Annotated in this window: 21 protein-coding genes; 14 read left to right on the plus strand and 7 right to left on the minus strand. The window is 70.6% G+C overall.

The annotated features are described in order from the left end of the window. Nucleotides 1-54: 54 nt before the first annotated feature. Complete coding sequence (locus tag ACFYW9_RS09250; RefSeq protein WP_389146827.1) at nt 55-2,814, minus strand: penicillin acylase family protein; 2,760 nt, start codon at nt 2,812-2,814, stop codon at nt 55-57. A 185-nt stretch (nt 2,815-2,999) separates the two neighbouring features. Here ACFYW9_RS09250 and ACFYW9_RS09255 point away from each other — a divergent pair, with 185 nt between their 5' ends. The 6 genes from ACFYW9_RS09255 (at nt 3,000) to mscL (ending at nt 8,910) form a co-directional block, all read left to right on the plus strand. Continuing rightward, nucleotides 3,000-4,601, plus strand: coding sequence for a potassium/proton antiporter (locus ACFYW9_RS09255; RefSeq protein WP_389146830.1), 1,602 nt, complete (start codon nt 3,000-3,002; stop codon nt 4,599-4,601). 359 nt (nt 4,602-4,960) lie between these two features. After that, a complete protein-coding gene (locus tag ACFYW9_RS09260) occupies nt 4,961-6,223 on the plus strand; it encodes an MFS transporter (RefSeq protein ID WP_389146833.1) in 1,263 nt (420 codons plus the stop codon). A gap of 68 nt (nt 6,224-6,291) precedes the next feature. After that, entirely contained in the window at nt 6,292-6,609 is a 318-nt protein-coding gene (locus ACFYW9_RS09265; protein WP_351859807.1) for an FmdB family zinc ribbon protein, read from the plus strand. Between the two features lie 150 nt (nt 6,610-6,759). Continuing rightward, the gene (locus tag ACFYW9_RS09270) at nt 6,760-7,638 is read left to right on the plus strand and encodes an S-methyl-5'-thioadenosine phosphorylase (RefSeq protein ID WP_389146837.1); all 879 of its coding nucleotides are present in this window, start codon (nt 6,760-6,762) and stop codon (nt 7,636-7,638) included. 144 nt (nt 7,639-7,782) lie between these two features. Next, nucleotides 7,783-8,325 (plus strand): hypothetical protein, encoded by a 543-nt coding sequence (locus tag ACFYW9_RS09275; protein ID WP_389146840.1) that lies wholly within the window; start codon nt 7,783-7,785, stop codon nt 8,323-8,325. 114 nt (nt 8,326-8,439) lie between these two features. Next, on the plus strand, nt 8,440-8,910 hold the full coding sequence (gene mscL, locus ACFYW9_RS09280; RefSeq protein WP_389146843.1) for a large conductance mechanosensitive channel protein MscL: 471 nt from the start codon (nt 8,440-8,442) through the stop codon (nt 8,908-8,910). A 127-nt stretch (nt 8,911-9,037) separates the two neighbouring features. Here mscL and ACFYW9_RS09285 read toward each other — a convergent pair whose 3' ends face one another. Beyond that, nucleotides 9,038-9,220 carry a hypothetical protein gene (locus ACFYW9_RS09285; RefSeq protein ID WP_328451487.1) on the minus strand — a complete coding sequence of 61 codons (183 nt, stop codon included), beginning with the start codon at nt 9,218-9,220 and terminating at the stop codon, nt 9,038-9,040. Between the two features lie 106 nt (nt 9,221-9,326). Here ACFYW9_RS09285 and ACFYW9_RS09290 point away from each other — a divergent pair, with 106 nt between their 5' ends. The 3 genes from ACFYW9_RS09290 (at nt 9,327) to ACFYW9_RS09300 (ending at nt 12,844) form a co-directional block, all read left to right on the plus strand. Beyond that, complete coding sequence (locus tag ACFYW9_RS09290; protein WP_389146847.1) at nt 9,327-10,562, plus strand: low temperature requirement protein A; 1,236 nt, start codon at nt 9,327-9,329, stop codon at nt 10,560-10,562. Nucleotides 10,563-10,615: 53 nt separating this feature from the next. Next, the gene (locus ACFYW9_RS09295) at nt 10,616-11,674 is read left to right on the plus strand and encodes a P1 family peptidase (RefSeq protein WP_389146850.1); all 1,059 of its coding nucleotides are present in this window, start codon (nt 10,616-10,618) and stop codon (nt 11,672-11,674) included. Nucleotides 11,675-12,094: 420 nt separating this feature from the next. Further along, the gene (locus ACFYW9_RS09300; protein ID WP_326787217.1) at nt 12,095-12,844 is read left to right on the plus strand and encodes a DUF6227 family protein; all 750 of its coding nucleotides are present in this window, start codon (nt 12,095-12,097) and stop codon (nt 12,842-12,844) included. Nucleotides 12,845-13,023: 179 nt separating this feature from the next. Here ACFYW9_RS09300 and ACFYW9_RS09305 read toward each other — a convergent pair whose 3' ends face one another. Beyond that, complete coding sequence (locus tag ACFYW9_RS09305; protein WP_389146853.1) at nt 13,024-14,607, minus strand: MFS transporter; 1,584 nt, start codon at nt 14,605-14,607, stop codon at nt 13,024-13,026. Between the two features lie 61 nt (nt 14,608-14,668). Between ACFYW9_RS09305 and ACFYW9_RS09310 the strand changes: the two genes are divergently transcribed. After that, nucleotides 14,669-15,652 carry a YafY family protein gene (locus ACFYW9_RS09310; RefSeq protein ID WP_351859821.1) on the plus strand — a complete coding sequence of 328 codons (984 nt, stop codon included), beginning with the start codon at nt 14,669-14,671 and terminating at the stop codon, nt 15,650-15,652. Nucleotides 15,653-16,239: 587 nt separating this feature from the next. Here ACFYW9_RS09310 and ACFYW9_RS09315 read toward each other — a convergent pair. Beyond that, a complete protein-coding gene (locus tag ACFYW9_RS09315; RefSeq protein WP_326787214.1) occupies nt 16,240-17,238 on the minus strand; it encodes a sigma-70 family RNA polymerase sigma factor in 999 nt (332 codons plus the stop codon). Nucleotides 17,239-17,408: 170 nt separating this feature from the next. Here ACFYW9_RS09315 and ACFYW9_RS09320 point away from each other — a divergent pair, with 170 nt between their 5' ends. Further along, nucleotides 17,409-17,933 (plus strand): GNAT family N-acetyltransferase, encoded by a 525-nt coding sequence (locus tag ACFYW9_RS09320; protein WP_389146858.1) that lies wholly within the window; start codon nt 17,409-17,411, stop codon nt 17,931-17,933. A 178-nt stretch (nt 17,934-18,111) separates the two neighbouring features. On the opposite strand, the gene ACFYW9_RS09325 is transcribed toward ACFYW9_RS09320, so the two are convergent. Then, nucleotides 18,112-18,918, minus strand: coding sequence for a class III extradiol ring-cleavage dioxygenase (locus tag ACFYW9_RS09325; RefSeq protein WP_328451472.1), 807 nt, complete (start codon nt 18,916-18,918; stop codon nt 18,112-18,114). Nucleotides 18,919-19,057: 139 nt separating this feature from the next. On the opposite strand from ACFYW9_RS09325, the gene ACFYW9_RS09330 reads away from it, so the two are divergent. After that, nucleotides 19,058-19,567, plus strand: a complete 510-nt coding sequence (locus ACFYW9_RS09330; protein ID WP_326787211.1) for a MarR family transcriptional regulator — start codon at nt 19,058-19,060, stop codon at nt 19,565-19,567. A gap of 393 nt (nt 19,568-19,960) precedes the next feature. Here ACFYW9_RS09330 and ACFYW9_RS09335 read toward each other — a convergent pair whose 3' ends face one another. Continuing rightward, nucleotides 19,961-21,511, minus strand: coding sequence for an MFS transporter (locus ACFYW9_RS09335; protein ID WP_389146863.1), 1,551 nt, complete (start codon nt 21,509-21,511; stop codon nt 19,961-19,963). A 285-nt stretch (nt 21,512-21,796) separates the two neighbouring features. Continuing rightward, on the minus strand, nt 21,797-22,441 hold the full coding sequence (locus ACFYW9_RS09340) for a helix-turn-helix domain-containing protein (RefSeq protein WP_351859828.1): 645 nt from the start codon (nt 22,439-22,441) through the stop codon (nt 21,797-21,799). A 289-nt stretch (nt 22,442-22,730) separates the two neighbouring features. Here ACFYW9_RS09340 and ACFYW9_RS09345 point away from each other — a divergent pair, with 289 nt between their 5' ends. After that, nucleotides 22,731-24,005: a M6 family metalloprotease domain-containing protein gene (locus ACFYW9_RS09345; protein ID WP_389146867.1), complete on the plus strand. Its 1,275-nt coding sequence runs from the start codon at nt 22,731-22,733 to the stop codon at nt 24,003-24,005. Between the two features lie 175 nt (nt 24,006-24,180). Further along, nucleotides 24,181-26,205: an IclR family transcriptional regulator C-terminal domain-containing protein gene (locus ACFYW9_RS09350; protein WP_389146870.1), complete on the plus strand. Its 2,025-nt coding sequence runs from the start codon at nt 24,181-24,183 to the stop codon at nt 26,203-26,205. Nucleotides 26,206-26,424: the final 219 nt, after the last annotated feature.

The following is a 26,424-nucleotide window of genomic DNA, read 5'->3' on the forward strand; positions in this document are numbered from 1 at the left end:
GGCTTCAGGGCGTCGAGTACGGCGAGGACGCCGACGCCGACGGCCGCCGAAGCGTCAGGGCTTCAGGACCAGGGTGTCGCTCGTCGCCTTGTCGACGGCCTTCTTGGTGAAGGCCCACGGCAGGAGTTCTCCCCTGGCCCACTTCTCCGTCTGGTCGGTGTAGTGCGAGCTGTAGGCGTGCCCCGAGGCGCCCGAGAGGTTGATCCACTTGGACTTGTCGAGGTCCCCGAGGTTGACGACCATCCGCATCGAGGGCACCCAGACCACCCCGTAGCCGCCCGCCGCGTTCCAGCCGGTCGCGTTGACCGTCGCCTCGCCGCCGCTGAGGTTCCAGGGGCCGCGGTTGAGCATGTACTGCAGGAAACCGGGGCCTTCGGTACCGAGGGTCTGGTTCTTCAGGAACAGGCGGTGCAGCCGGCCCCAGCTCCAGGTGTCGATGTCCTTGCCGAGCTTGGCGGTCAGCTCCCAGCGGGCGTCCGTCATGGCCCGGCTGAACAGCTTGTCCCGGTCGGTGGACGCCTCCGCGGTACGCGTCTGGGGCAGCTTCCACCAGTCGTTGTGCTCGTCGTCGATGATCTTGCGGATCACCTCGAACCAGCGGTCGCCGCCGTCCGGCTGCGCCTGGTCCGACTCACGCTCGCCGCACTCGCGCACCGTCTGGTCCTCGTCCGCCGGACCGGTCGTGTCGGCCCGCTCGACCCACAGGCACTGGCCCTTGACCCGCAGCTCCTTGGGCAGCTTGTTGCCGAAGGCGAGCTTGAGGATGTTGCGCCAGGTGGCGTTGAAGTAGGCGGCCGCGGCGGAGTCGGCGTCCTGGGTGTAGTCCCAGCCCTCCAGGAGCTTCTGCGCGTCGCGGACGTCCTTGTCGGGCACGTCGATCTTGAGCAGCTTGGGCACGATCAGCTTGGCGATCTCGCTGCTGTTGTCGAGCTGCATCTGGCGCATGTCATCGGTCGAGATCTTGGCGCCGCCCCGGGTCTTCGACTCGATCAGGTCGGTGATCCGCTGGCTGCGGGTGCCGTAGCCCCAGTCCGTGGTGAGCGTGTACGGGTACTTGTCCGGGTCGACGACCGCCTGGTTGGCGGTGACGATGTAGCCACGCTTGGGGTTGTACTCGTAGGGCAGGGCGGACTGCTTGATGTAGCCGGTCCAGCGGTACTTCGAGTCCCAGCCGGGCGAGGGCAGCGAGCCGTCGTCGCCCTTGGCGCGCGTGGGGATCTTGCCGGGCAGCTGGTAGCCGATGTTGCCGCTCGCGCCGGCGCCGTCGGCGTAGACCAGGTTCTGGGACGGCACATCGAAGGACGCGGCCGCCTTGCGGAACTCGCTCCAGTCCGACGCCTTGTCCATCGCGAAGACGGCGTCCATGGTCCTGCCGGGGTCCAGCGCGGTCCAGCGCAGTGCTATCGCGTAGCCGTCGCCACGGTCGGGCGCCTCGGCGTCGACCGTGGCCTTCTTGCCGACCTGGACCAGTTCGTCGTCGCGGTCGGAGAGCAGCGGCATCCCGTCCTGGGTCTGCCGGACGACGATCGTCCGGGCGGCACCGCCCGCGACCTTGATCGTCTCCTTGCGGGTGGTGAAGGGCAGCACCTTGCCGTCGTACTCGTAGCCCTGGCCGGTGATCTTCTCCAGGTAGAGGTCGGTGACGTCGACCCCGGAGTTGGTCATGCCCCAGGCCATGTCCGCGTTGTGGCCGATGACCACGCCGGGCATGCCCGCGAAGGTGTAGCCGGAGACGTCGTACTGGCACTTCGCGGAGACGGCCGTGCAGTGCAGGCCCATCTGGTACCAGACCGAGGGCAGCGACGCCGACAGGTGCGGGTCGTTGGCCAGCAGCGGCTTGCCGGTGATCGTGTGGCTGCCGGCGACGACCCAGGAGTTGGAGCCGATGCCGTTGCCGTTCACGCCGACGGCGGTGGGCAGGTCGTCGAGGACCTTGTAGAGCCCCGAGAGCTGGCTCTGGAAGCCGGAGGGCGCCGTGGTGCCGCCCGTGAGCCCCGTGCCCGCCGTGGACGTCGAGGCGGCGTCCGAGGAGCTGTACGTCCCGGTGACGCTGTCGTACGAGCCCTCGCGGACGATCGTCTTGTTCCGGCTGTAGGGGTAGTCCGGGTACAGGTCCGCGATCTGCTTCGGGCCGAGCCGGCTCGTCATCAGGGAGCGGTCGATCTCTTCCTGCATGTTGCCGCGCAGGTCCCAGGCCATCGCCTTGAGCCAGGCCACCGAGTCGACCGGGGTCCACCGGGTCGGCTTGTAGTCGTTGGTGAAGCCCAGGGCGGCGTACTCCAGGGAGATCTCCTTGGCGCTCCTGCCCTGCAGATAGGCGTTGACCCCCTGGGAGTACGCCTGGAGGTACTTCTTCGTGGAGGCCGACAGCTTGGTGTCGTACTCCTTCTTCGCGATCCGGTCCCAGGCCAGCGTGCGCAGGAACTCGTCGTTCTTGACCTGGCCCGCGCCGAACATCTCGGACAGCCGGCCCGAGGTCATGTGGCGACGCACGTCCATCTCGTAGAACCGGTCCTGCGCCTGGACGAAGCCCTGGGCCATGAACAGGTCCGCGTCGGACGCGGCGTAGATCTGCGGGATCCCGTTGCCGTCGCGCTGCACGGTCACAGGCCCTGACAGCCCGTCGATCCGGAGGGATCCCTTGGTCTGCGGGAACGAGGCACGCACCGTGCTGATGCTCCAGTACGCGCCGAAGGCGATGCCTCCGATGATGGCGAGAACCAGGACAATCAAGAACAGTCGGGCTTTGCGCCCCTTCTTCCTGCCGGACTTGCCGGGCTGCTGGCCGGAAGAGGCGGTGGTGTTGGGGGGCATCGCTGTCCTTGCTGTCCTAACGCGAGCGGCAGGCGGTCCTGGAGTGCTGGGGCAACCATAGGCGCAGGGCCTACCGCGCCTTGACGCGGAGTAGGAAACCGGGAAGCACGACTGTTCGATCTTGCCTCCGGGAACGTCAAGAAAGCGTCAAGAGTTAGGTAAGGTAACGAAGTACTTGCATCGAAGTGGCCGGCTTCCGGTGCTCGGATCCGGAGGCCGCCCGCGGCGGGACCGGATCGGCGAGAAAGGAACAGCCCCTGACTGTCCACCACCTCAACCAGCTCCTGCTCGTGTGCTCGCTCGTCCTGCTCGTCGCGGTGGCGGCGGTCCGGATCTCCTCACGCAGCGGGCTCCCCACGCTGCTCGTGTACCTGGGGATCGGCGTCGCGATCGGCCAGGACGGAGTCGGCGACGTTCATTTCAGCAACGCCGAACTGACCCAGGTCATCGGGTACGCGGCCCTGGTCGTGATCCTGGCCGAAGGCGGCCTCGGCACGAAGTGGAAGGAGATCAGACCGGCCCTGCCGGCGGCCTCCTCGCTGGCAACGGTGGGCGTCGCGGTGAGCGTCGGTGTCACGGCCGCGGCCGCGCACTATCTGATCGGCCTCGAATGGCACCAGGCGTTCATCATCGGGGCGGTCGTCTCGTCGACGGACGCGGCGGCGGTCTTCTCGGTCCTGCGGAAGATCCCCCTCCCCGCGCGCGTGACGGGCATCCTGGAGGCCGAATCGGGCTTCAACGACGCCCCGGTGGTCATCCTGGTCGTCGCGTTCTCCACCACGGGCCCGGTGGAACACTGGTACGCGCTGCTCGGTGAGATCGCGCTGGAGCTGACCATCGGCGCCGCCATCGGCGTCGCGGTCGGCTGGCTGGGCGCGTACGGACTGCGGCACGTGGCGCTGCCCGCCTCCGGCCTGTACCCGATCGCCGTGATGGCGATCGCCGTCGCGGCCTACGCCGCCGGTGCGCTCGCCCACGGAAGCGGCTTCCTCGCCGTCTACCTCGCCTCCATGGTGCTCGGAAACGCGAAGCTGCCGCACTGGCCCGCCACGCGCGGCTTCGCCGAGGGGCTCGGCTGGATCGCCCAGATCGGCATGTTCGTCCTGCTCGGCCTGCTGGTCACCCCGCACGAGATGGGCGACGACATCGTCCCGGCCCTCCTCATCGGCCTGGTGCTGACGATGGTGGCGCGGCCGCTGAGCGTGGTCGCGGCCCTGCTGCCGTTCCGCGTCCCGTGGCAGGAGCAGGCGCTGCTGTCCTGGGCCGGGCTGCGCGGCGCCGTGCCCATCATCCTGGCGACGATCCCGATGGTGAGCGGCATCGCGGAGAGCAAGCGGATCTTCAACATCGTCTTCGTCCTGGTCGTCGTCTACACCCTCGTCCAGGGTCCGACCCTGCCCTGGCTGGCCCGCAAGCTCCGTCTCGGGGGGTCCGCCGGGGCCGCCGACCTGGGCATCGAGTCGGCACCCCTGGAGCGGCTGCGCGGCCATCTGCTGTCCGTGGCGATCCCCGAGGGGTCGCGGATGCACGGTGTCGAGGTGGGCGAGCTGCGGCTGCCCCCGGGCGCGGCGGTCACGCTCGTCGTCCGCGAGGCGGAGTCCTTCGTGCCCATGCCCACGACGGTGCTGCGGCTCGGTGACGAACTGCTGGTGGTGGCGACCGACCCGGTCCGGGACGCGACCGAAAGACGCCTCCGCGCGGTGGGCCAGGGCGGCAAGCTCGCCGACTGGCTGGGCATCGGCGACGGCGGGACGGAGCACCGGACACAGCACAGAACAGGCCTGTGACGGCCGCGGGCGCCGAGGGTCCTACGGGGCTGTCGCGGGCGTCGAGAGCCGCCGCCGGCCCTTACGGGACACCGGACGCCCCCTTGCGAGATGCCGAACACGATCACGGAAAAGACGGGCATTCACAGGCCCGCGGCCATGGAGTGCTCCTTTTCACAGGCCCGGCACCGCGGTCACCCCCTGTACGATGAAACGCACACATCGAACCAACTCTGCCTGACGCAGAGCTGGCGCGACCGTATGGCGGCCGAGACGTCCCTCCGCAGGGGATGCCGGTATCTACCGCAGATCCGCGCAAGAGGACAGCTCTCGGCGCCCCCCGCACGGGCGCGCTACCAGGCGGCAGAAAGGCACGGGCCGTGGCATCCACGGTCACCTCCCGTCCTGGCTACGGCCAGCTGCTGCGTACCCGCGGCGCCTGGACGTTCCTGCTCCCCGGCTTCGCCGCCCGGCAGCCGTTCGCCATGCTGACGATCTCCATCGTGCTGCTCGTGCAGCACACCACCGGCTCGTACGGCGCGGCCGGCGCGGTCGCGGCCGCCACCGGTGTCTCCATGGCGCTGTTCGCGCCCTTCACCGGGCGTCTGGCCGACCGGTACGGGCAGCGGGCCGTCCTGCTGCCCGGCGTCCTCGTGCACGCCGTGGCCGGCTTCACCCTGACCGCGCTCGCACTGGCGGACGCCCCCTTGTGGGTACTCTTCGTCGCCGCCGTGCCGACCGGCGCCTCGGTGCCGCAGATCAGCCCCATGGTGCGGGCCCGATGGGGCGTGAAGCTCCAGGGCTCGCCCCTGATGCCGACCGCGGCCGCCTTCGAGTCCGTCACGGACGAGCTGACCTTCGTCTTCGGCCCGCTGCTCGCCACCGCGCTGTGCACGGCCGTCACCCCCGCCGCGGGCCTGCTGACCGAGGCGTCACTGACCCTGGTCGGCGGTCTGCTGTTCGCCGCGCAGAAGAACACACAGCCCGCGGTCTCCCCCGCCGGGCACGCGCGCGTGGAGCACGGTTCCGCTCTGCGGATCCCCGGAGTGCGCGTTCTGATCATGACGTTCCTGGGCATCGGCTCCGTCTTCGGCGGCATGCAGGTCTCACTGGCCGCGTACAGCGAGTCGATCGGCGAGCCCGGCCTGAACGGTGTCCTGTACGGCGTCTTCGCGGCGGGCAACATGCTCTCGGGCATCGTCTGCGGCGCGATCGCCTGGAAGGTGGCCCCGCAGCGACGGCTCGTCGTCGGGTACGCCGCCCTCGCGCTGGCCGCCTCCGGGCTGTGGGCCGCGAACTCGGTGATCGTGCTCGCCGGCCTCGGCCTCGTGGTCGGCATGTGCATCGCTCCGAGCCTGATCACCGGCTACACCTTGGTCGAGAGCCTCGTTCCGCAGGGCGCCCGCACCGAGGCCTTCACCTGGCTCACCGGTGCCGTCGCGCTCGGCCAGGCGGCGGCCGTCACGGTCGCCGGACAGTTGGAGGACAGGCTCTGGGACGGCGCGGGGTTCCTGGTGCCGATGGCCGGTACGGCACTGGCTCTGGCGACCCTGGTGGCGCTGCGTTCGCGCCTCGCCCCACACGCCCCGAGCCGCGCCGTCGCACGTGGCGTCGGTCACCGCGTGCCGGTGACAGTGGACTGATCTCGCGGAATACGTCAGTATGGACCGTCGTTAGCACTCACTGAGTGAGAGTGCCAGGAGGAAGACAAGTGCCGACCTACCAGTACCAGTGCACCGAGTGCGGCGAGGGCCTCGAGGCGGTGCAGAAGTTCACCGATGACGCCCTGACCGAGTGCCCCGAATGCGACGGCCGCCTGAAGAAGGTGTTCTCGGCCGTCGGCATTGTCTTCAAGGGCTCCGGCTTCTACCGCAACGACAGCCGCGGCTCGTCGTCGAGCAGCTCGCCGGCGTCGAAGCCGTCCACGTCCTCGACCTCGGACGCGAAGTCCTCGTCGTCGGCGTCCACCTCGTCGTCCTCGGACACGAAGTCGTCGAGCACCGGCTCGGCCGGCAGCTCCGCCGCTTAAGGACTCCTCGGGCCGGGGCTCCCGCCCCGGCCCGGCCGTCGCCGCCTTCGGGCCCGCACGTCCGTCCAAGGCTTTCCGCGGGACCCCGTCGCCGTACGACGACGGGGTCTTCGGCGTTCCTCCGTCCGGACAGCCCTTAGGGTGCCGTTCATGGCGAACACGGAGAATCCACAGACCCCGGCCGGGGCGCGGCCGACGGCTTCGGTCGAGATCGGCGTCATCGGCGGCTCGGGCTTCTACTCCTTCCTCGACGACGTGACCGAGCTGCGGGTGGACACCCCTTACGGACCGCCCAGCGACTCCCTGTTCCTCGGGGAGATCGCCGGCCGGCGGGTCGCCTTCCTGCCCCGCCACGGCCGCGGCCACCATCTGCCGCCGCACCGCATCAACTACCGGGCCAACCTGTGGGCACTGCGCTCCGTCGGCGCCCGCCAGGTCCTCGGCCCCTGCGCCGTGGGCGGGCTGCGCCCCGAGTACGGGCCCGGAACCCTGCTCGTTCCGGACCAGTTCGTGGACCGTACGAAATCACGGTCGCAGTCCTACTTCGACGGGCTGCCGCTGCCCGACGGCACGGTGCCGAACGTGGTGCACGTGTCGCTGGCCGACCCGTACTGTCCCGTCGGACGTGAGGCCGCCCTGCGAGCGGCCCGCGGACGGGACTGGGAACCGGTGGACGGCGGCACGCTCGTGGTCATAGAGGGTCCGCGGTTCTCCACCCGGGCCGAATCGCTCTGGCACCAGGCACAGGGCTGGTCGGTGGTCGGCATGACCGGGCACCCCGAGGCCGCGCTCGCCCGCGAACTGGAGCTCTGCTACACGTCCTTGACGCTGGTCACCGACCTCGACGCGGGCGCCGGGACCGGCGAGGGCGTCTCGCACGACGAGGTGCTGAAGGTGTTCGCGGCGAACGTGGACCGGCTGCGGGGCGTGCTCTTCGACGCGGTCGCGGGACTGCCGGAGAACGGATCGCGGGACTGCCTGTGCACGAACGCGCTGGGCGGGATGGATCCCGGCTTCGAGCTGCCGTGACCCGTGTCGAACGGGGGCGGAACCTCCCGTTCGGGTGAGGGAGTTGTCCACAACCCCTGGGTCGTCCACGGACGTCTGCGGGCTTCGCCGCGAGACCTCATCGTGGGATCGCAAGCCGGTCCCTCGTCGCAGGTGGTGGTCACCATGGCACAGCTCTCCCCCTACATCCGCCCGCCGGGCGCGGACACGCCTCCGACGTGCGAGGTACCGCGGTTCGCTCCCGTCCGTGTACGCGGCGGGCACGGCAGACTGCGGTTCCTGGCACGGCACAGGAGGCGGGCGGTGGCCGCGGGCCTGGCCATGACGGCGGCCGCGCTCGTGGCGGCCGGCCCCGGCGACGCCGAGGGGGCACGCGGACATCCGGCGCCCACGCCCTCCGCGTCCGCCTCCACCACGGCTTCCGCACCGATGCGCGGGCCGGGCGCGGCCGAGACGGTGAGGGCGCCGGTCCGGATCGCCGACGGTGCCACGGTGAACCTGGTGCGTCCCGGCGACCGGGTCGACGTGGTCGCGGCGGACAGTGGCGGCGAGGTGCGGGTGATCGCGTCCGGGGCGCGGGTCACCGGGGTTCCCGACATCGGCACCACCGGCACCGGAGGACTGCTCGTCCTCTCCGTTCCGCGTGCGACGGCCGTACGACTGGCCGGTGCCGGCACCACATCACGGCTGGCGGTGACGCTGCGATGAGCGGCGAAACCATGTCAAGTCTCTCGTTCGAGCTACCCAGTCGGACTGGCCCGACATGCCCTGCCGTAGGTTGCGGAGCTGTTTGTTCCACAACCTGCGCGGAGGGGCCTCCTAGTGAGCGACAAGAAGCAGCCCAGCGTCTGGGAGGGCTTCAAAGCCTTCCTGATGCGGGGCAACGTCATCGACCTGGCCGTCGCCGTGGTCATCGGCGCGGCCTTCACCAACATCGTCAACGCCGTGGTGAAGGGCATCATCAACCCGCTGGTCGGCGCTGTCGGCACGAAGAACCTCGACAGCTACAGCTCCTGCCTGGAGGGCCCCTGCACGGGCGCCGGAGCGGACGCCACGGGCATCCGCATCATGTGGGGCTCGGTGCTGGGCGCCACGCTCAGCTTCCTGATCACCGCCAGCGTCGTCTACTTCCTGATGGTGCTGCCGATGGCCAAGTTCCTGGCCCGGCAGGCGGCCCGCCAGAAGGCGAAGGAAAGCGCGAAGGAGGTCATCGAGGTGTCCGAGCTGGAGGTGCTGAAGCAGATCCGCGACGAGCTGGTCGCCCAGCGCGGTCAGGGGCGCCGCGACCACTGACGGCGAGGCCGGGGGCACGCGCCCGGGTACTCGGCCGGCGTCGGCGTCGGGAGCCCGGGAGCGACACGTCCCGCCGCCGGGAGCCCGGGGTCTGCGCGTCCCGGGGCAACGACACCCGGAACCCGGCTCAGAGGTGGTGGGGCGGCTTCTCGTCGAGGAAGCGCTTCAGGTCGGCGGCACTGTCACCGGTGCTGTCGGCCCGCTCGCCCCACCCGCGGTCCGTATCGTCCGAGGACTGCTGGTTCAACGGATCGTCGAAGACCAGTGCCGGCTTCGGATCGCGCGGTTCGGGGGCGGGGGCGGGACTCATGCCCCAAGAGTACGCCGCGGGGGCGCTGGTCCGGCCGGGCCGGACCGGGGTCGCTTGTGAAGGCATTCACAAGAATTTCCGGCACTTTTCTGCTGTGCTTGGCCCTATGACCTCCCGTTCCGCTCCGGAATCCGCCTCGACACCACGGTCCGCCGGCCACTGGCCGCTGCGCAGAATGACGGCCCGCGGCCGGGACGAGGCGCACCGGGTCGCGTCGCCGCTGGAGCTCCTGTTCGACCTGTGTTTCGTGGTGGCCATCGCCCAGGCGGGCGCCGAACTGGTGCACGCCGTGGCGGAGGGGCACGCGGGGCAGGGCATCCTCGACTACGCGATGATCTTCTTCGCCATCTGGTGGGCGTGGATGAACTTCAGCTGGTTCGCGTCGGCCTACGACAACGACGACGTGCTCTACCGGGTCGTCACGCTGGTGCAGATCGCGGGCGTCCTGGTGCTCGCGGCCGGGGTGTCCAAGGCGTTCGAGGACCATGACTTCCTGGTCGTCTGGCTGGGCTACGTGATCATGCGGTTCGCGATGATCGCGCAGTGGCTGAGAGTGGCCCGGTCCACCGAGGGGACCGAGAGAACCATGGCGCTGCGGTACGCGGGCGGTGTACTGCTGTGCCAGATCGGCTGGCTCGGCCTGCTGTTCGTACCGGAAGCCGCCCGCCCGTGGGTCTTCCTGGTGGTGGCCGTCGCCGAGCTGTGCGTCCCGCTGTTCGCGGAGAAGGCCTTCACCACGTCCTGGCATCCGCACCACATCGCCGAGCGGTACGGCCTGTTCACGATCATCGTGCTGGGCGAGACGATCGCCGCCGCCACCGTCGCGGTGAAGTCGGCCGTCGACGAGCACGACGCGCTGGGCGAGCTGCTCCCCATCGCCGCGGGCGGCCTGCTGATCGTGTTCGCCGCCTGGTGGATCTACTTCGTGGTGCCGATCCACGGCCATCTGCGGTCCAGCGGAGAAGCCTTCCTCTGGGGATACGGCCACTATCTGATCTTCGCGTCGGCCGCGGCGATCGGTGCGGGCCTGGAGGTCGCGGTGGAGCAGACGGTCGGCACGGCGCACATCTCGGCACTCTCCGCGTCCGCCGCGGTGACGCTGCCGACCGCCCTGTACTTCCTCGCCGTCTGGGTACTGCACTCCCGCCACTTCAAGGTCGGCATCGCCCAGCAGATCGTCCTGCCGACCACCGCGCTGCTCGTCATCCTGTGCACCTTCCTGGGCGACTGGGCGGTGCTCGCCGCGGGGATCGTCTCCGCGCTGACCGTGGCGGTCGGGGTGCTGATGACCACGCGCGTGGTGACCCGGGAATCGGCGGCCGGCACGGCACGAAGCGCGTAGCCCGGGGCACGCGGACACCCGCCGGGGCCCGCGGCCGGGGAAGACTGGGGGGTATGACAGTTGACGCTCTGACAGATGTCGTAGGCCTGCGGGTGGGGCACGCGACGCGCAGCGGGGACGGTTGGCTCACGGGGACGACGGTGGTGCTCGCTCCCGAGGGAGGTGTGATCGCCGCCGTGGACGTGCGCGGCGGCGGGCCCGGCACCAAAGAGACGGACGCGCTCGATCCGCGCAACCTCGTGCAGAGGATCGAGGCGGTCGTGCTGACCGGAGGCAGCGCGTACGGGCTGGACTCGGCGTCGGGCGTGATGGCGTGGCTGGAGGAGCGGGGACGCGGGGTGCGCGTGGGGCCGGACCCGACGCACGTCGTGCCCGTCGTGCCCGCCGCCTGCGTCTTCGATCTCGGGCGCGGCGGCGACTTCCGGTCGCGGCCGGACGCCTCCACCGGGATCGCCGCGGTCGAGGCCGCCGCCGCGAGCGCGCTGCGTGCGCCGGTCCGGGAGGGCGGCGTGGGCGCCGGTACCGGAGCGGTGGTCGGCGCGCTCAAGGGCGGGGTCGGGACGGCGAGCGCCGTGCTGGAGTCCGGTGTCACGGTGGCCGCGCTGGTGGTGGCCAACGCGGCGGGTTCGGCGGTGGAGCCGGGAACGGGGATTCCGTACGGGGAGTTGACGCGAGGGCGTACGGCGGGTCCGTCCGCCGCGGTGCGCGAGGCGGCCCGGCTGCGGCTGGTGGAGGCCGCCGCGAGGAACGCGCCGCCCCCGTTGAACACCACGCTCGCCGTCGTCGCCACCGACGCCGGGCTGACGCGGGCGCAGGCACAGAAGCTCGCGGGTACGGCGCACGACGGAATCGCGCGTGCCGTACGGCCGGTGCATCTGCTGAACGACGGGGACACGGTGTTCGCGCTGGCCACGGGTGACCGGCCGCTCGACGCCGGGAACCCCCTGGCGCTCAACGAGATCCTCGCGGCGGGCGCGGACCTGGTGACGCGCGCGATCGTGCGCGCCCTGCGCGCGGCGGAGCCGGTGGACGGGCCGGGCGGGGCGTGGCCGTCGTACGAAGAGCTTTACGGGGACGGCGGGTCGGGGGACCGTCCCGGTCCTCCCGCGTGACGGCGTACGGCTCGGGGCGGTCGCCGTCACGGTGCTCCGCCTGACGGCGTACGGCTCGGGGCGGCGGGTCGGCGGGTCGGCGGGGCCCGCGCCGGCGCGCGCCGTGCCGGGCCGGGTCCGTGTGGTGGAGCGGGTCAGGACTTGCTCGCCGGGGTCGTCCTGTAGCGGCCGGGAACTGGTGCGGCAAGGGCACCTTGCCGGACAATGGGCGCCACGGCCGGAACCTTTCGCGGGGCGCGTCGACCGCTGGAAGTGCCGTCTGACGAGGGCTTATCGACGTCCTGGCGAGCCGCGGGGGAACTTACCGCGCGGCCCGCCCGTTTTCCGTCCGTACGTTTTCTCGGTTCGCGGACATGATGTCCGACCGAGGGGCTACGGTATGCACCCACAAGGTGACATGCAGCAACGCCGGGAGAAACCTTGAGCGTTCCGTACGAGACAGCAGCGTACGAACCACCCGAGTCGCCCGAGTCTCCGGAGGAGCATCTCGCACGACTTCTGGGCCGCGCCCTGAACTCGTTCGAGCTGCCCGACGAGGCGATACGGCGGCTGGACTGCGCGCTGGCACACGACAGCTCGCTGCACTCCGCGCACCACAGCGCGGGGCTGCACCGGGAGACGTACCGGCACACCTGGCTGCTCGCCGACGGCTCCGCCGTCACGCTGTGGGAGCTGGTGCACAACACGGCGACCGGGCACGAAGCCCAGCACGAGGTCTACGTCGACGAGGAGGAGCTGCGCACCGCCACGGCCCGGCTCCCGCTCCCTCCGGACGCGCCGGACTTCGAGCTGCCCGTGTTCGTGCAACTGTCGTCGATCCCCGAGCCGCGTCACACCTATGTGCCCGACGACTCCGCCGATCACGCGCGCCGGCTCCTGCGGCGCGCGGAGAATCCGGACCGGCCGGGCGCCGACCTCACGTCGCTGCTGCTCCGGGAGGCGTTCGCGCACCAGATCACGCAGGCTTTCGGGCGCCCCTGCCGCGCCGGGCAGGCGGGGCTGTGCTTCTCGCTCTACGAGCACGCGTTCCTGCTGCGTGACGGGCAGGAGATCTCCTTGTGGGAGGTCGAGCACACGGCGACCCCGGACCGGCGGCACATGTGCGAGGTGTACGCGACGGAGGACGCGGCCCGGGACGCGATGGAGCGCCGGGCGGCACGACTGGGCTGAAGCCGGAAGGGGGGGGGGGGGGGGGGGGGGGGGGGGGGGCGGGGGGGCGCGGCCGCGGCGGGGGGGGGGGGCCCCCCGCGGGGCCCCCCCCCCCCGCCGCCCCCCCCCCCGGGCCCCCCCCCCCCCCCTTCCGGATCGGACCTCCGCGTCACGCGGTCGACGGCGGACCCGGGCGGAGATCAGCCCACGAATTCCGGCTTCCGGTCCTCGTCCTGACCCTTGTCCTTGCCCAGGGCCTTGTCCTGATCCTGGCTCTGGTCCTGGGCGTCCGGCTCGTCCTGCGCGCCCTCCACATGCTGGGCCGGCCGCTTCGGCAGGGCGAACATCAGCAGGAAGATGACGGCCAGCACGGCGGCGACCCAGCCCAGCGCGTGCTCGAAGGCGTTCGCGAAGGCCGGGCCCACCTGGGCGAGGGTCAGCCGGTCGCTGATCTCGCCGAAGAAGACGACCGAGACCAGGCCGAGGCCGAGCGCGTTGCCCATCTGCTGCACGGTGTTGATCAGGCCCGACGCCGAGCCCGAGTGCTCGCGCGGGACCTCCGAGAGCACGGCGTCCGTCAGCGGCGCGACGATGAAGCCCATGCCGGCGCCCATGACCACCAGCGGGAGGGCCATCTGCCAGGAGGTGATGTCCATGCCGTACCGGTCGGACTCCCAGATGTAGAGCAGCACACCGAGCGCCATGAGCAGGGCGCCCGCCTGGAGCACCTTGCGCCCGAAGCGGGGGACCAGCAGTTGCACGGACATGCCCGCCGCGGCCGAGACCGCGATCGAGAACGGCACCCCGGTCAGGCCCGCCCGCAGCGTGCTCCAGCCGAGCCCGACCTGCATGTACAGCGTCCAGACCAGGAAGAAGATGCCGAGCGCGATACCGAAGACGGTCTGCACGGCGATGCCCGCCGCGAAGCTCTTCACCTTGAACAGCGACAGCTCCACCAGCGGTGAACCGTCCCGCGCCGTCTTCCGCTTCTCGTACGCCACCAGCGCCGCGAAGACCACGAGGGAGCCGGCCATCGAGACGTACCCCCACAGCGGCCAGCCCAGCTCACGGCCCCGGGTCAGCGGGTAGAGCAGCATCAGCAGGCCGAGCGTGACGAGGGCGACGCCGACGAGGTCGAGCTTGAGGGCCTTAGGAGCCTTGGACTCGCTGATGAAACGGCGGCCCAGGATCAGCGCGAGGATGCCGACCGGCAGGTTGATGAGGAAGATCGGCCGCCACTCCAGGCCGAAGATGTTCCACTCGATGAGCAGTGCGCCGAGAAGCGGACCGGAGACCGCGCCCAGGCCGACGATCGCGCCGAAGAGGCCGAAGACCTTGCCCCGCTCGTGCGCCGGGAAGGTCGCGTGCACGATCGACAGCACCTGCGGCACCATCATCGCGGCCATGGCGCCCTGCAGAATGCGCGAGGCGACGAGCATCTCCGGGTTCGCCGCGAAGCCGCACAGCGCCGACGCGACCGTGAATCCGGCTATGCCGAGGAGGAAGAGCCGCTTGCGGCCGTAGATGTCGCCGAGCCGTCCACCGGTGACGAGTCCCGCCGCGAAGGCCAGCGCGTAGCCCGCGGTGATCCACTGGATCTGGCTGAAGGTGGCGCCCTCGTCCTGCCGGATCGACGGGATCGCGATGTTGACGATCGTGACGTCGACCAGGTCCATGAAGGCCGCGGTCATCACGATGGCGAGGGCGAACCAGCGGCGTCGGTCGGCCACGGCGCCGGGTGGCGGGCTGCTGAGAGCTGTCTCAGAGGTGTCGGTGGAGGTCATGCCGTAAAGGTACGGCCTGATTAGGTCAGATCGTGTCCTACTTCTCCGGCACCCTGGAAACATGACGACCGATACCCCGGCCCGGCTCCTCCAGCTCCTCTCCCTCCTCCAGACGCCCCGCGAGTGGCCCGGCGGCGAGCTGTCCGAGCGTCTCGGGGTGTCCCGTCGTACGGTCAGGCGCGATATCGACCGGCTCCGCGAGCTGGGCTATCCGGTGCAGGCGACCAAGGGAGCGGACGGCGGCTACCGGCTGGTGGCGGGCACGGCGATGCCCCCGCTCGTCCTCGACGACGAGGAGGCCGTGGCCATCGCGGTGGGTCTGCGGGCCGGCGCCGGGCACGCGGTCGCGGGTGTGGACGAGGCCTCCGTACGGGCGCTCGCCAAGCTGGAGCAGGTGCTGCCGTCCCGGCTGCGCCACCGCGTGTCCACGCTCCAGGCCGCGACCATGCCCCTGACCAGCGGAGACGGGGCGAGCATCGCGCCCGAGACGCTGACCGTGATGGCGTCGAGCATCGCGGGGCGGGAGCGGCTGCGGTTCGCGTACCGCTCGGGGGACGGAACGCCGTCGCGGCGGCTGACCGAGCCGTACCGGCTGGTCTCCACCGGCCGCCGCTGGTACCTCGTCGCGTACGACCTCGACCGCGGCGACTGGCGGACGTTCCGCGTCGACCGGGTGACCGAACCCTTCGCGACGGGGGCCCGGTTCACGCCCCGCGAGCTGCCGACGGGGAACGCCGCCGAGTTCCTGCGGCAGTCGATGTACCGGCGCCAGGACACGTACACGTTCGACGTCACCTTCGCCGCCCCGGCCGGCTTCGTCGCGGCGCGCGTGCCCGCCTGGGTCGGCGTGCCCGAGCCGATCGACGGGCACAGCTGCCGGCTGCGGGGCTCCTCCAGCGACTCGATGGAATGGCTGGCGGTACGGATCGCGATGGTCGACTGTGACTTCACGGTGCGAGAACCGCGAGAACTTGTGGATTACGTAAGGGAGTTGGGTGCGCGGCTGAGTCGGGCGGGGGGAGTGCCGCAGACTGACGGCGCTTGACGGTCGGCCGTCCGCCACGGGGGCGGTGACACCCGGTGGACCGTCGGCGACGGCTGGTCACGCCGCTGTGGCAGAATCTGCCGTCCGGGTCACCCCGGGGTTCAGGTTCGGGGTGGCCCGTCCGCGTCCTGCCCGGAAATCCTCCGTGCTCGCCCGTCCCCGTCGGAGCCGGCAACTCCCGTACCCCGGAACGAAAATGGAACCGAGCTTCGGCGCCGGGGGGGGGAGGCGCCGAAGCTCGGCTCTGGGAGAGTCCCGGCGCGGGGGGGTGTGCGTCGGGACTCGGTTCTTGGGAGCGGCGTGCTTCCGTTCGGTGGATCCGGTGAGGACTTCCGCTCGGTGGTTCTGTTCGCTTCTTCCGCTCGGACGGGGCCCGAAGCGTGGGCCCTGAAGTCTTGTTCCCAGGGCCCGGCAGGTTGAAGCGGCCTTACATGGCCATGTCTGGTCGACTTGTGGCCATCGAGGCGGGGGTGCCCGTGCGCGGACTGGGACGGAGGGGCCCGGCGCCCGCGCGGCGATTCAACCCGTACGGCCCACTCGCCCCTCTCGCTCGGCCCTCCCCGTGCTTTCCGCGCGCCTCGTCCCCGCTACGCCGCCGCGTCGAATCCGGTGTCGCGCGCCAGCTTCTTCAGTTCGAGCAGGGCGTGCTTCTCGATCTGACGGATGCGCTCACGCGTGAGCCCGTGCTCCTTGCCGACCTCCGTGAGCGTCCGCTCCCGGCCGTCCTCGATGCCGTACCGCATCTTGATGATGGAGGCGGTGCGCTGGTCGAGATGGCCGATCAGATCGTCCAGCTCCTCACTGCGCAGCAGTGTGAGCACCGACTGCTCGGGCGAGACGGCGGAGGTGTCCTCCAGCAGGTCGCCGAACTGGGTCTCGCCCTCGTCGTCCACCGCCATGTTCAGCGAGACCGGGTCGCGGGCCCAGTCCAGGACGTCGCCCACGCGCTCCGGCGTCGAACCGAGCTCGGCGGCTATCTCCGCGTGCTCGGGCTCGCGCCCGTTCTCACGGTTGAACTCACGCTGCACGCGACGGATCCTGCCCAGTTCCTCGACCAGATGGACGGGGAGGCGGATCGTGCGCGACTGGTCGGCGATCGAACGGGTGATGGCCTGACGGATCCACCAGGTGGCATACGTCGAGAACTTGAAGCCCTTGCGGTAGTCGAACTTCTCGACCGCGCGCACCAGGCCGGCGTTCCCCTCCTGGATCAGGTCGAGCAGGGGCAGACCGCTGCGCGGGTAACGGCGCGCCACGGCCACGACCAGCCGCAGGTTCGAGCGGATGAAGACGTCCTTGGCGCGCTCGCTGTCGGCGACCAGCGCCTCCAACTCCTCGCGGGACGCGTCCGCCTTGGCCTCGGCCTCACCGTCGAGGATCTGCCGCGCGAACACACCCGCCTCGATGACCTGGGACAACTCGACTTCCTTGGCGGCGTCGAGCAGCGGTGTACGCGCGATCTCGTCGAGGTACATGCCGACCAGGTCGCGATCGGCGATTTCGCCGCCTCCGGCGCGAACACTGCGTGCCGCGTCGGATGTCCCGCCAGTGGCGGACTTACGACGGGCGACGGCACGGGTTGCCATGCGTGCTCCCTTGCGTGGTGGGCTTGCGGGTGGTCCCGGACATCCGGCTTTCACCCTCCCGGGTGCCCGGCATCCGATGGAAACAACGACTGGAATCAGGACAGAATTCCCAACCCGCACCTTGATTTTTCTGAGCATGCAGTACCCTGTCGCACCACTCGGGAGGTCCGATGCGGTCAGAACGTACAGATGTGCAGGTCAGGCCGGGGGTCGCAGCCGATCTGGGCGCGCTCACGGAGCTGTACAACCACTACGTGCGTGAGACGCCCATCACGTTCGACACCATCGTCTTCACGCCGGAGCAACGTCGCCCGTGGCTGCTCTCCCACCCTGAAGACGGACCGCACCGCCTGATGGTTGCCACAGACGCGGATTCACAGGCGATTCTGGGGTACGCCACGTCCAGCGCTTTTCGCGCGAAGCCCGCCTACGCGACCTCCGTGGAGGTGACGGTCTACGTCGCCCCCGACGCCGCACGCCGGGGCGTCGGCACGCTCCTCTACGAAGCCCTCTTCTCGGCGCTCGCCTCCGAGGACCTGCACCGGGCGTACGCCGGCATCGCCCTGCCCAACGAAGCGTCCGTGCGCCTGCACGAACGCTTCGGCTTCCGGCACGTCGGCACCTACCGGGAGGTCGGCCGCAAGTTCGGCCGTTACTGGGACGTCGCCTGGTACGAGAAGGAACTCACCCACTAGGACGCACCCGCACGCCCGGACCGGGACCGTCCGGCGGTCGGGCCGACGGGCGCGAGGCACGCTAGAGACGCGAGGGACGCAAGAGACGCAAGGGAAGACCCGACCGTCGGACGGTCGGGTCTTCGGGCGGTCGGGTCTTCGGGCGGTCGGACCACCCGACGGTCGGACCGTCGGCCGCTCAGTCGAACTGCACCGACCGCTTCGCCATCCCCAGCCAGAATCCGTCGATCACGGACCGCTGCCCGCCGAGTCCCCCGGCGGCGTCCGCCGCTCCCATGGTCACGAAGAGCGGGGCGAAATGCTCGGTGCGCGGGTGGGCGAGACGGCCCGCCGGGGACTTGCGCTCGAAGTCGAGCAGCGCGTCCACGTCACCGGCCTCCAGCGCGCGGTGCCCCCAGTCGTCGAACTCGCTCGACCAGGCGGGCACTCCCCCGCCGGTGTGCCGCAGGGCCGCGAGGTTATGGGTGAAAAAGCCGGAGCCGACGATCAGCACGCCCTCGTCACGCAGCGGCGCCAGCTTCCGCCCGATCTCGAACAGCCGGACCGGGTCGAGCGTCGGCATGGAGATCTGGAGCACCGGGATGTCCGCCTCGGGGAACATCTCCTTGAGGGGGACGTACGCGCCGTGGTCGAGTCCGCGGTCCGGAATGTCCTGCACCGGCGTGCCGGGCGCGCGCAGCAGCTTCCGTACGGACTCGGCGAGCTCCGGAGCGCCGGGGGCCGCGTACGTCACCTGGTAGTAGTGCTCGGGGAAGCCCCAGAAGTCGTACACGAGAGGGACCGTCTCGATCGCGCCGAGGGCGAGCGGAGCCTCCTCCCAGTGCGCGGAGACCATGAGGATCGCCTTGGGGCGGGGCAGGCCGGCGGACCAGGCGGCGAGCTGGCCGGGCCAGACCGGGTCGTCGGCGAGCGGCGGGGCACCGTGGCTGAGGTAGAGGGCGGGCATGCGCTCCGGCGCGGGGCGCTCCTCGGTGGCGGCGGACATGGCTGCTCCCTCCAGGGGGTTCCATCGTACGGCGGCAGTGCTTGATCTTTGAAGCACTTTACTTAAAGTCTCAAGTTCCAGGGTCGAGACTACGCCCGGTTTGTTTAAGTTTCAAGGAGAGGCTCGTACAGTGGAGTACATGAACACGGCACCCGCTCCCGCTGAAGAGCCGCGCTGGCTCACCGACGAGGAACAGCGCATCTGGCGTGCGTACATGCACGCCACGACCCTCCTGGAGGACCACCTCGACCGTCAGCTCCAGCGCGACGCGGGCATGCCGCACATCTACTACGGCCTGCTCGTGCAGCTCGGGGAGGCGCCGCGGCGCCGGCTGCGGATGACGGAGCTGGCCATGAACGCGAAGATCACCCGCTCGCGGCTCTCGCACGCCGTCGCGCGGCTGGAGAAGAACGGCTGGGTACGCCGCGAGGACTGCCCGTCCGACAAGCGGGGCCAGTTCGCGGTGCTGACCGACGAGGGCTACGAGGTGCTGCGGCGCACCGCGCCGGGCCATGTCGCCGCCGTACGCCAGGCACTGTTCGACCGGCTCGGGCCGGACCAGCGGAAGGCCTTCGGCGAGGCCATGCGGATCATCGCCGAAGGGCTCCAGCCGAAGGACGCGGGGGCGGATCTGCCCTGGCTGCGTTAGGAGCGGGGGCTGCGTCAGGAGCGGGCGGGCCGGGCGGCCGAGGTGGCGGGCCCCGCGCCGACGAGTCCGGCCGGGGCTATACGCCTCTGCCGCCGGGTCCGATCGGGGCGATGCGCCTCTGCCGCCGAGTCCGGCCCGGCAGCGGACCACCTGGACAGCGGACCGCCCGGACACGAGCCCGCCACCCGGACACGAGGCTGCCCGGACACGGGACCGCCCCGGTTCCGTCTGGCGTGGAACCGGGGCGGTCTCCGGAGTCGTACGGACGAGGCGTCCCCATCCCCGTCCGTACGCGAAGCACCGTCGTACGGACCGTGGAAGTACCGGACCGCCGGCTACGGAAGCACCGGGCCGTGGGCTGCGGAAGTACCGGAGTACGGGATGGTCGCCGGGTCAGTGCGCGACGACCGGCACCTTCAGCTCGTCCTCGGCGCCTTCGCCCGTACCCGAGCCGACGACCGCGGAGGCGTCCGGACGGCCGGTGTTGATCAGGGTGAAGGCGATTCCCGCGGCGACCACGAGGATGCCGACGGCGAACCAGATCGCGTTGCTGTAGCCGTGCACCATGCCCTCCGCCTGCACCAGCTGCTGCTGCGCCTTGGTCCCGGCGCCCGCCATGTGGTCCTTGATGTAGGCGGTGGTCGCGGAGGCGGCGATCGTGTTCAGCAGGGCCGTGCCGATCGCGCCGCCGACCTGCTGCGAGGTGTTGACCATCGCCGAGGCGACACCGGCGTCACGCGGCTCGATGCCGTGCGTGGCCAGCGACATGGCGGGCATGAACGCCGTACCCATGCCGAGACCCAGCAGCAGCATCGCCGGCATCACCAGGGAGACGTACGACGAACCGATCTCCAGCTGCGCCAGGAGCAGCATGCCGAGCGCGGCGACCAGGAAGCCGGGGCCCATCAGCAGCCGCGGCGCGACCCGGGTCATCAGACGGGCACCGATCTGCGTGGAGCCCGTGATCATGCCCGCGATCATCGGCAGGAAGGCGAAGCCGGTCGAGATCGGCGAGTAGCCCTTCACGATCTGCAGGTAGTAGGTGAGGAAGAGGAAGGTGCCGAACATCGCGATGATCGCGAGACCGAGCGAGAGGTAGACGCCGCCGCGGTTGCGCTCGGTGATGACGCGCAGGGGCAGCAGCGGGGCCTTGACCTTGGACTCGGTGAAGACGAACGCGGCCAGCAGCAGGGCGGAGGCCACGAACAGGCCGACCGTCATGGAGTCGCTCCAGCCGTCGGACTCGGCGCGGGTGAAGCCGTAGACGAGGGAGACCAGACCGAGGGTGGAGAGCACGACGCCCGGGATGTCGAGCGGCGAACGGTTGCGGCCGCCCTTCGGCTCACGGATGACGAAGTACGCGCCCGCGGCCGCGACGATCGCGAACGGGATGTTGACGAAGAAGGTCCAGCGCCAGTTCATGTACTCGGTGAGGACACCACCGAGGATGAAGCCGACGGCGCCACCGCCACCGGCGATCGCACCGTAGATGCCGAAGGCCTTGGCGCGCTCCTTGGCGTCGGTGAACATCACGGCGAGCAGCGAGAGCGCCGCGGGTGCCAGCAGGGCGCCGAACACACCCTGAAGGGCGCGGGCGCCGAACATCATCGCGCCGCTCTGTGCCGCGCCACCGAGCGCGGAGGCCGCGGCGAAACCGACCAGACCCACGACGAACGCCCGCTTGCGTCCCCACAGGTCGGCGATGCGGCCGCCGAACAGGAGCAGACCGCCGAAGGCGAGGGCATAGGCCGTGACGACCCACTGCCGGTTGCCGTCCGAAATACCCAGGTCCTGCTGGGCCGAGGGCAGGGCGATGTTCACGATCGTGGCGTCGAGCACCACCATCAGCTGGGCCAGCGCGATGAAGACGAGTGCTTTCCAGCGGTTGCTGTGCGCGTCGGACTCCAGATCCGGAACTGCTTTGGACGTGCCTGTTTCAGACATGGGGGTACCCACTCCGGGACTTCGTAGCGAAAAATGCAGTGAAAGGGGACGGCTCGTCGACGGTGACGGCCGGGAACGCCTCGGCGCGGCTCGGCGCGGCCCGTCCCTGACGACGAGCGCACCTCGCGTGTGACGCGTACGGGCCGTACGAGGCGCACGGGCTGTACGGGCGATGAGTCGTGCGTTATTGAGTACGAGTTCGGGTTACGAGTCCTGACTGTCGCCGGGCGCCGGGCTCATCGGTCGCCGGTCGACCGATCACTTCGGCTGCCGCTCCGGCACCGGTCACACTCGTCGCAGTTCCTCCAGGTTGGCGGCCGTTCCGGGCAGTTCGGAGCGGGCCGGAGCCCGCATACCGTCCAGGAACAGCTGAAGATGGCGGTGCACGAAGCGGTCGATTCCCTGGCACGCGGTGCCGGGCAGCGGCCTGGTGAGCTGACTGACGGCGATCATCAGATCGCCCAACTCGACGTCGGGGCGCAGCTGTCCGGACTCACGCGCGCGAGCCATCAGCTGCTGCAGGAGATCGGTGATCCGGTCGCGCGCGGCGACCAGGTCGGGATGGTTCTGGTCGAAGTTCTCGGAGAGCATCGGGCACAGGGCACCGATCCGCTCGTCCGCGGCGAAGTGCACGAAGCCGCTCAGCGCCTCGAACGCGTCGCCGTCCACGGCGAGCGCCTCCTCGACCCACTCCGAGGTGCGGTCCATGACCGAGCACACGACCTCGCGGGCGAGTGCGTCGCGGTCGGGGAAGTTGCGGTACACCGTGGCGTTGCCGACACCGGCCCGGCGGGCGATCTCGTCGAACGGCACCTCGGCGCCGAACTCGACGAACATCTCGCGGGCGGCGGCGACGATCCGCTCCCGGTTGCGCAGGGCATCGGCACGGGGCCGGGCCACTCGGCGCTGCACGGGGGTCGCGGTCTCCACGGTGTCCTCCTCGGAACTTCTCGGAACTTCTCGGAACGTGTATGCGATCCGGGGATTCCGTCCCCGTTTCGCTCGGACGTATGGCTAAACGGGGAAACGATCCCCGGTTATTTCCCGAACCCGGAAGAGAATGATGTGACCTGCGTCACACATTCTTCCCCCCTTCGGCACCTCCCGCAGATGAACCCGATCGGGCCCATCCAGCGCGCGCCCGGCGAGTCGGCGACTCAGGGTGATCGAAAGGGTGCAGTCGGAGACCGGTGGCTGCCGTGGAGCGAAGGGCCCCTGCATGCTGCCGTCCAGCCGCCGCATACGCCCGCGCCGTGTGGCCGCGCTGGCCACGGTGACCGTTCTGACGCTGGCGGTCAGCACCTCCGCGGGCACCGGACATCTGACGGCCGGGTCCGCCACGGCGGGCTCCGCGGCACTGGCCCGCTCCACGGCGCTCGGCCCCTGCCTGATCAACGGCCCGTCGGACGTCCAGATGGGGGAAGGGATCCCGACCGCGCCCGGATACGCCCGCTCCACCGGCACCCTGCGGGCCCTGACGCTGATGGTCGACTTCTCCGACGCGCCCGGCAAGGGCAGCGCCCGCGACCGGTACGACGAGTTCTTCCCGAAAACGCAGGAATGGTTCCGCACCGCCTCCTACGGCCGCCTCGACTACCGGCCCAAGGCCCCCGTCCGGCACTGGCTGCGCATGCCCAAGCCCTTCAAGGCGTACGGGATAGAACGCGGCGCGCCTTTCGACCCCGGGTACCGCGAACTGGTCCAGGACATCGTGGCCACGGCCGATCCCGAGGTCGACTTCCGGTCGTACGACATCCTGAACGTGCTGGTCACACCGAATGCCGGGCCCTCCGCGCTGGACACCGTGCTGTCCGTGACCTTCGCCGGCAACACCGAGGCGCCGGTGGCCGACGGCGTCCCGGTCGCCAACGCGTCCTTCGTCTACAGCCGCCAGGACGACGGCTCGGGCTCCTACGCCGACACCGGCTACCGCGTACTCCCCCACGAGAACGGTCACACGTTCGGCCTGCCCGACCTCTACACCCAGGACGGCGGCGGCGCGGTCGGGCACTGGGACATCATGAGCGAGGACTGGGGGGCCGACAACGATCTGCTCGGCTGGCACAAGTGGAAGCTCGGCTGGCTCGACGCCTCCCAGGTGAGCTGCGCGGCCGCACACGGCACCAGCGAGTACACGCTGACCCCGATGGCCCTGCGGGGCGGCGCCAAACTCGTCGTCATACCCGTCGGCCCCCGCAGCGGATACGTCCTCGAACTGCGCACCCGCGCGGGCAACGACTCCGCCGTCTGCCGTCCCGGCATCCTCGTCTACAAGGTCGACGCGGGCGTGGACACCGGGAACGGGCCCGTCACGGTGTACGACTCCCACCCCGACAGCGGCGGATGCACCCGTTCACCCAATGTGCAGGCGGAACTCTCCGACGCTCCCTTCTCCCCCGGTGAGACCTTCAAGGCCGCCAAGGCGGGACTCACCGTCCAGGTCGCGTCGGCGGACGCCGCGGGGAAGTACCGGGTGTACGTGACGCGCCGCTGACCACCGGGCGAGCCGCCGGGCCACCGGGCCAGCGGACGGACGGCCGAACGGCAGGACGGCCGAGCTCGGGCGAACCGTCGGGCAAGCACTACCGTGGCTCTTCTGAGACCCGCCACCGGTGACTCGTCCGAGATCCGCCGCACAGTGACTCTTCTGAGAGCCCACCGGAGAGCCCATGCCATCAAGTCCCAGGTCATCAAGCTCCAGGCCGTCAGGCTCCAGGTCATCGAGCCCCACGTCGTCGTCCCCTGTCACGCCGGCGAACCGCGCGTCGGCCGGGACGGGCGACGGTTCCGCGGTGTCCGGCTCCGGGGCCGCCGCCGGGGCCGAAGTGCCGGACGAGGCGGTCACGCCGCTCATCCGCGGGCTCGCCGTACTGCGCAGGCTGACCGAGGCGGACGGTTCGGCCAGTCTGAGCGGACTCGAACGGGCCACCGGGCTCGCGCGGGCCACCGTCGACCGGATCACCGCGACCCTGGCGCGCATGGGCTACCTGCGCCTCGACGGCCGGGACGCCGTACTGGCCCCCCGCCTGATGGAACTCGGCAACGCCTATCTCGCCGCCCTCCGGCTTCCCCGTGTCCTGGACGCGTACGCCGAAGCACTCGCCGACGAGCTCGACGAGTCGGTGTCCATCGCCGTCTGCGACCGGGACGGAATCCGCTTCATCCATCAGGCGACCCGGCGCCGCGCGATGTCCCTGAGGTTCCGCATCGGCGACCTGCTCCCCGCCGAACGCACCGCACCGGGACCGCTGTTCGCGTCCGAGTGGAGCGAGGAGGAGTGGACAGGCTGGCGGGAGCGCCGCGCGGCCGATCCGGAGGACCGCGGCTTCCCGGCCGTGCCCGCGCGGAGCAGACCGTACGAGGGCAGGGCGGACACCTCCACTCTGCCGGCTTCCCAACGCCCCACCCTCGGCGATGACTTCGAGCAACGGGCGGCCGAAGCGGGCGAGACCGGCTGGGCGTTGGACGACCAGCTCATCGAACCGGGCCTTGTCGCGCTCTCGATGCCCGTACGGGAGGCGGGGCGGATCGCCTGCGTGGTCAACGTGGTGAGCCATACGAGCCGGCACGGCGCCACCGAACTGCGGGACGCGCTGCTGCCGCGCCTGCGGACGGCCGTGGCCGAGATGGAACGGGCGCTGGCACGGGACGACGAACCGACGCCGGAGCGGAAGTCCGAGCTCACGCAGAGCGACGCACCGACCGGAGCGGGCGGCACAGGCGACGCGGTCGGCACGGGCGGCACGGTCGACGCCGGAAGCCCCGGACCCGCGGGAATTCCAGGAACCGCGGGAAGCCCCGGAAGCCCCGGAAGCGCACGGAACACGGAACCCTCGGGAAGCACGGAACCCTCGGGGAAGGCCACCGCTCCCTCCGGGCTCGCCGACTGGACCGGCGCCTCCAAGCAGGAACTGGGGCGGGAGTTCGTCGAGTCGCTGGCGCGGGGCCTGACCGTGATCACGGCCTTCGGCGAGGGGCGCGGTGAACTGACCCTCACCGCGGTGGCCCAGGCGACAGGACTCGCCCGCGCGACCGCTCGCCGCGCCCTGATCACGCTGGAACACCTCGGATACGTCACCACGCACGACCGCGTCTTCCGCCTCACCCCGCGCGTCCTGGGGCTCGGCTTCCCGCCACTCTCACGGACCACGCTCCCCGAGATCGCGGCCCCGTATCTGACCGAACTCTCCCAGCGGCTGCACGACTCGGTGTCGCTCGCGGTGCTGACGGGCGACGAGATCCAGTACATCGGGCACGTCTCCACCCGCGGCATCATGAGCGTCCACGTCACCGTCGGCACGCGGCTGCCCGCGTACGCCACCTCGCCGGGCCGAGCGATCCTGGCCGATCTTCCGGAGACCCGCGCGACGGAGATACTGGCCGGCGCGCCCGGGGCCGTCTCCGGGCGGACCGGTACGGACCCGGAGCTGTTCAGGGCCGAACTGGACCGGGTACGGACAGCCGGATACGCCCTGGTCGAGGCGGAGTTGGAGCAGGGACTGCGATCCATCGCCGTCCCGGTGCGCGACCTCGCCGGACGGACCGTGGCCGCGGTGAACGTCGCCATGCACAGCAGCCGCCGCACCGCCGAGGCCTGCGTCAGCGACGTGCTGCCCGAACTCCGAGCGACAGCGACCCGCATCGAGGCGGACCTGCACATCGCGGGCCGCTTCCGCCGGGTGCCACAAAGCTGAGCGAACCACCGGCCCACCGAACCCCCCTGCCCCCACCCCTCTTCACCCTTCACCCTTCACGCTTCAACCAGCCACATCCCCAAGGGAGTTATCACCTGGCGTGAAGATGATCTGCGCGGCACAGGCCCCGTTGACAGATCCAAAAGCGGGTTCCTAGCGTCGCTGGCGGCAGGACAGACAGCAGCCGAGCGACAAGGGGCGTCCGGGTGATCACGTCGT

This window comes from Streptomyces sp. NPDC002698 (genome assembly GCF_042888945.1).
Lineage (GTDB): Bacteria > Actinomycetota > Actinomycetes > Streptomycetales > Streptomycetaceae > Streptomyces.

Bases quoted from the DNA above. Each gene is read 5' to 3' on its own strand.
- ACFYW9_RS09310 (WP_351859821.1), top strand. From the start codon at position 14,669: ATGACGACCGATACCCCGGCCCGGCTCCTCCAGCTCCTCTCCCTCCTC.
- ACFYW9_RS09295 (WP_389146850.1), top strand. From the start codon at position 10,616: ATGACAGTTGACGCTCTGACAGATGTCGTAGGCCTGCGGGTGGGGCAC.
- ACFYW9_RS09305 (WP_389146853.1), bottom strand. From the start codon at position 14,607: ATGACCTCCACCGACACCTCTGAGACAGCTCTCAGCAGCCCGCCACCC.
- ACFYW9_RS09290 (WP_389146847.1), top strand. From the start codon at position 9,327: ATGACCTCCCGTTCCGCTCCGGAATCCGCCTCGACACCACGGTCCGCC.
- ACFYW9_RS09320 (WP_389146858.1), top strand. From the start codon at position 17,409: ATGCGGTCAGAACGTACAGATGTGCAGGTCAGGCCGGGGGTCGCAGCC.
- ACFYW9_RS09270 (WP_389146837.1), top strand. From the start codon at position 6,760: ATGGCGAACACGGAGAATCCACAGACCCCGGCCGGGGCGCGGCCGACG.
- ACFYW9_RS09285 (WP_328451487.1), bottom strand. From the start codon at position 9,220: ATGAGTCCCGCCCCCGCCCCCGAACCGCGCGATCCGAAGCCGGCACTG.
- ACFYW9_RS09275 (WP_389146840.1), top strand. From the start codon at position 7,783: ATGGCACAGCTCTCCCCCTACATCCGCCCGCCGGGCGCGGACACGCCT.
- ACFYW9_RS09345 (WP_389146867.1), top strand. From the start codon at position 22,731: ATGCTGCCGTCCAGCCGCCGCATACGCCCGCGCCGTGTGGCCGCGCTG.
- ACFYW9_RS09335 (WP_389146863.1), bottom strand. From the start codon at position 21,511: ATGTCTGAAACAGGCACGTCCAAAGCAGTTCCGGATCTGGAGTCCGAC.
- ACFYW9_RS09350 (WP_389146870.1), top strand. From the start codon at position 24,181: ATGCCATCAAGTCCCAGGTCATCAAGCTCCAGGCCGTCAGGCTCCAGG.
- ACFYW9_RS09250 (WP_389146827.1), bottom strand. From the start codon at position 2,814: ATGCCCCCCAACACCACCGCCTCTTCCGGCCAGCAGCCCGGCAAGTCC.
- ACFYW9_RS09325 (WP_328451472.1), bottom strand. From the start codon at position 18,918: ATGTCCGCCGCCACCGAGGAGCGCCCCGCGCCGGAGCGCATGCCCGCC.
- ACFYW9_RS09330 (WP_326787211.1), top strand. From the start codon at position 19,058: ATGAACACGGCACCCGCTCCCGCTGAAGAGCCGCGCTGGCTCACCGAC.
- ACFYW9_RS09315 (WP_326787214.1), bottom strand. From the start codon at position 17,238: ATGGCAACCCGTGCCGTCGCCCGTCGTAAGTCCGCCACTGGCGGGACA.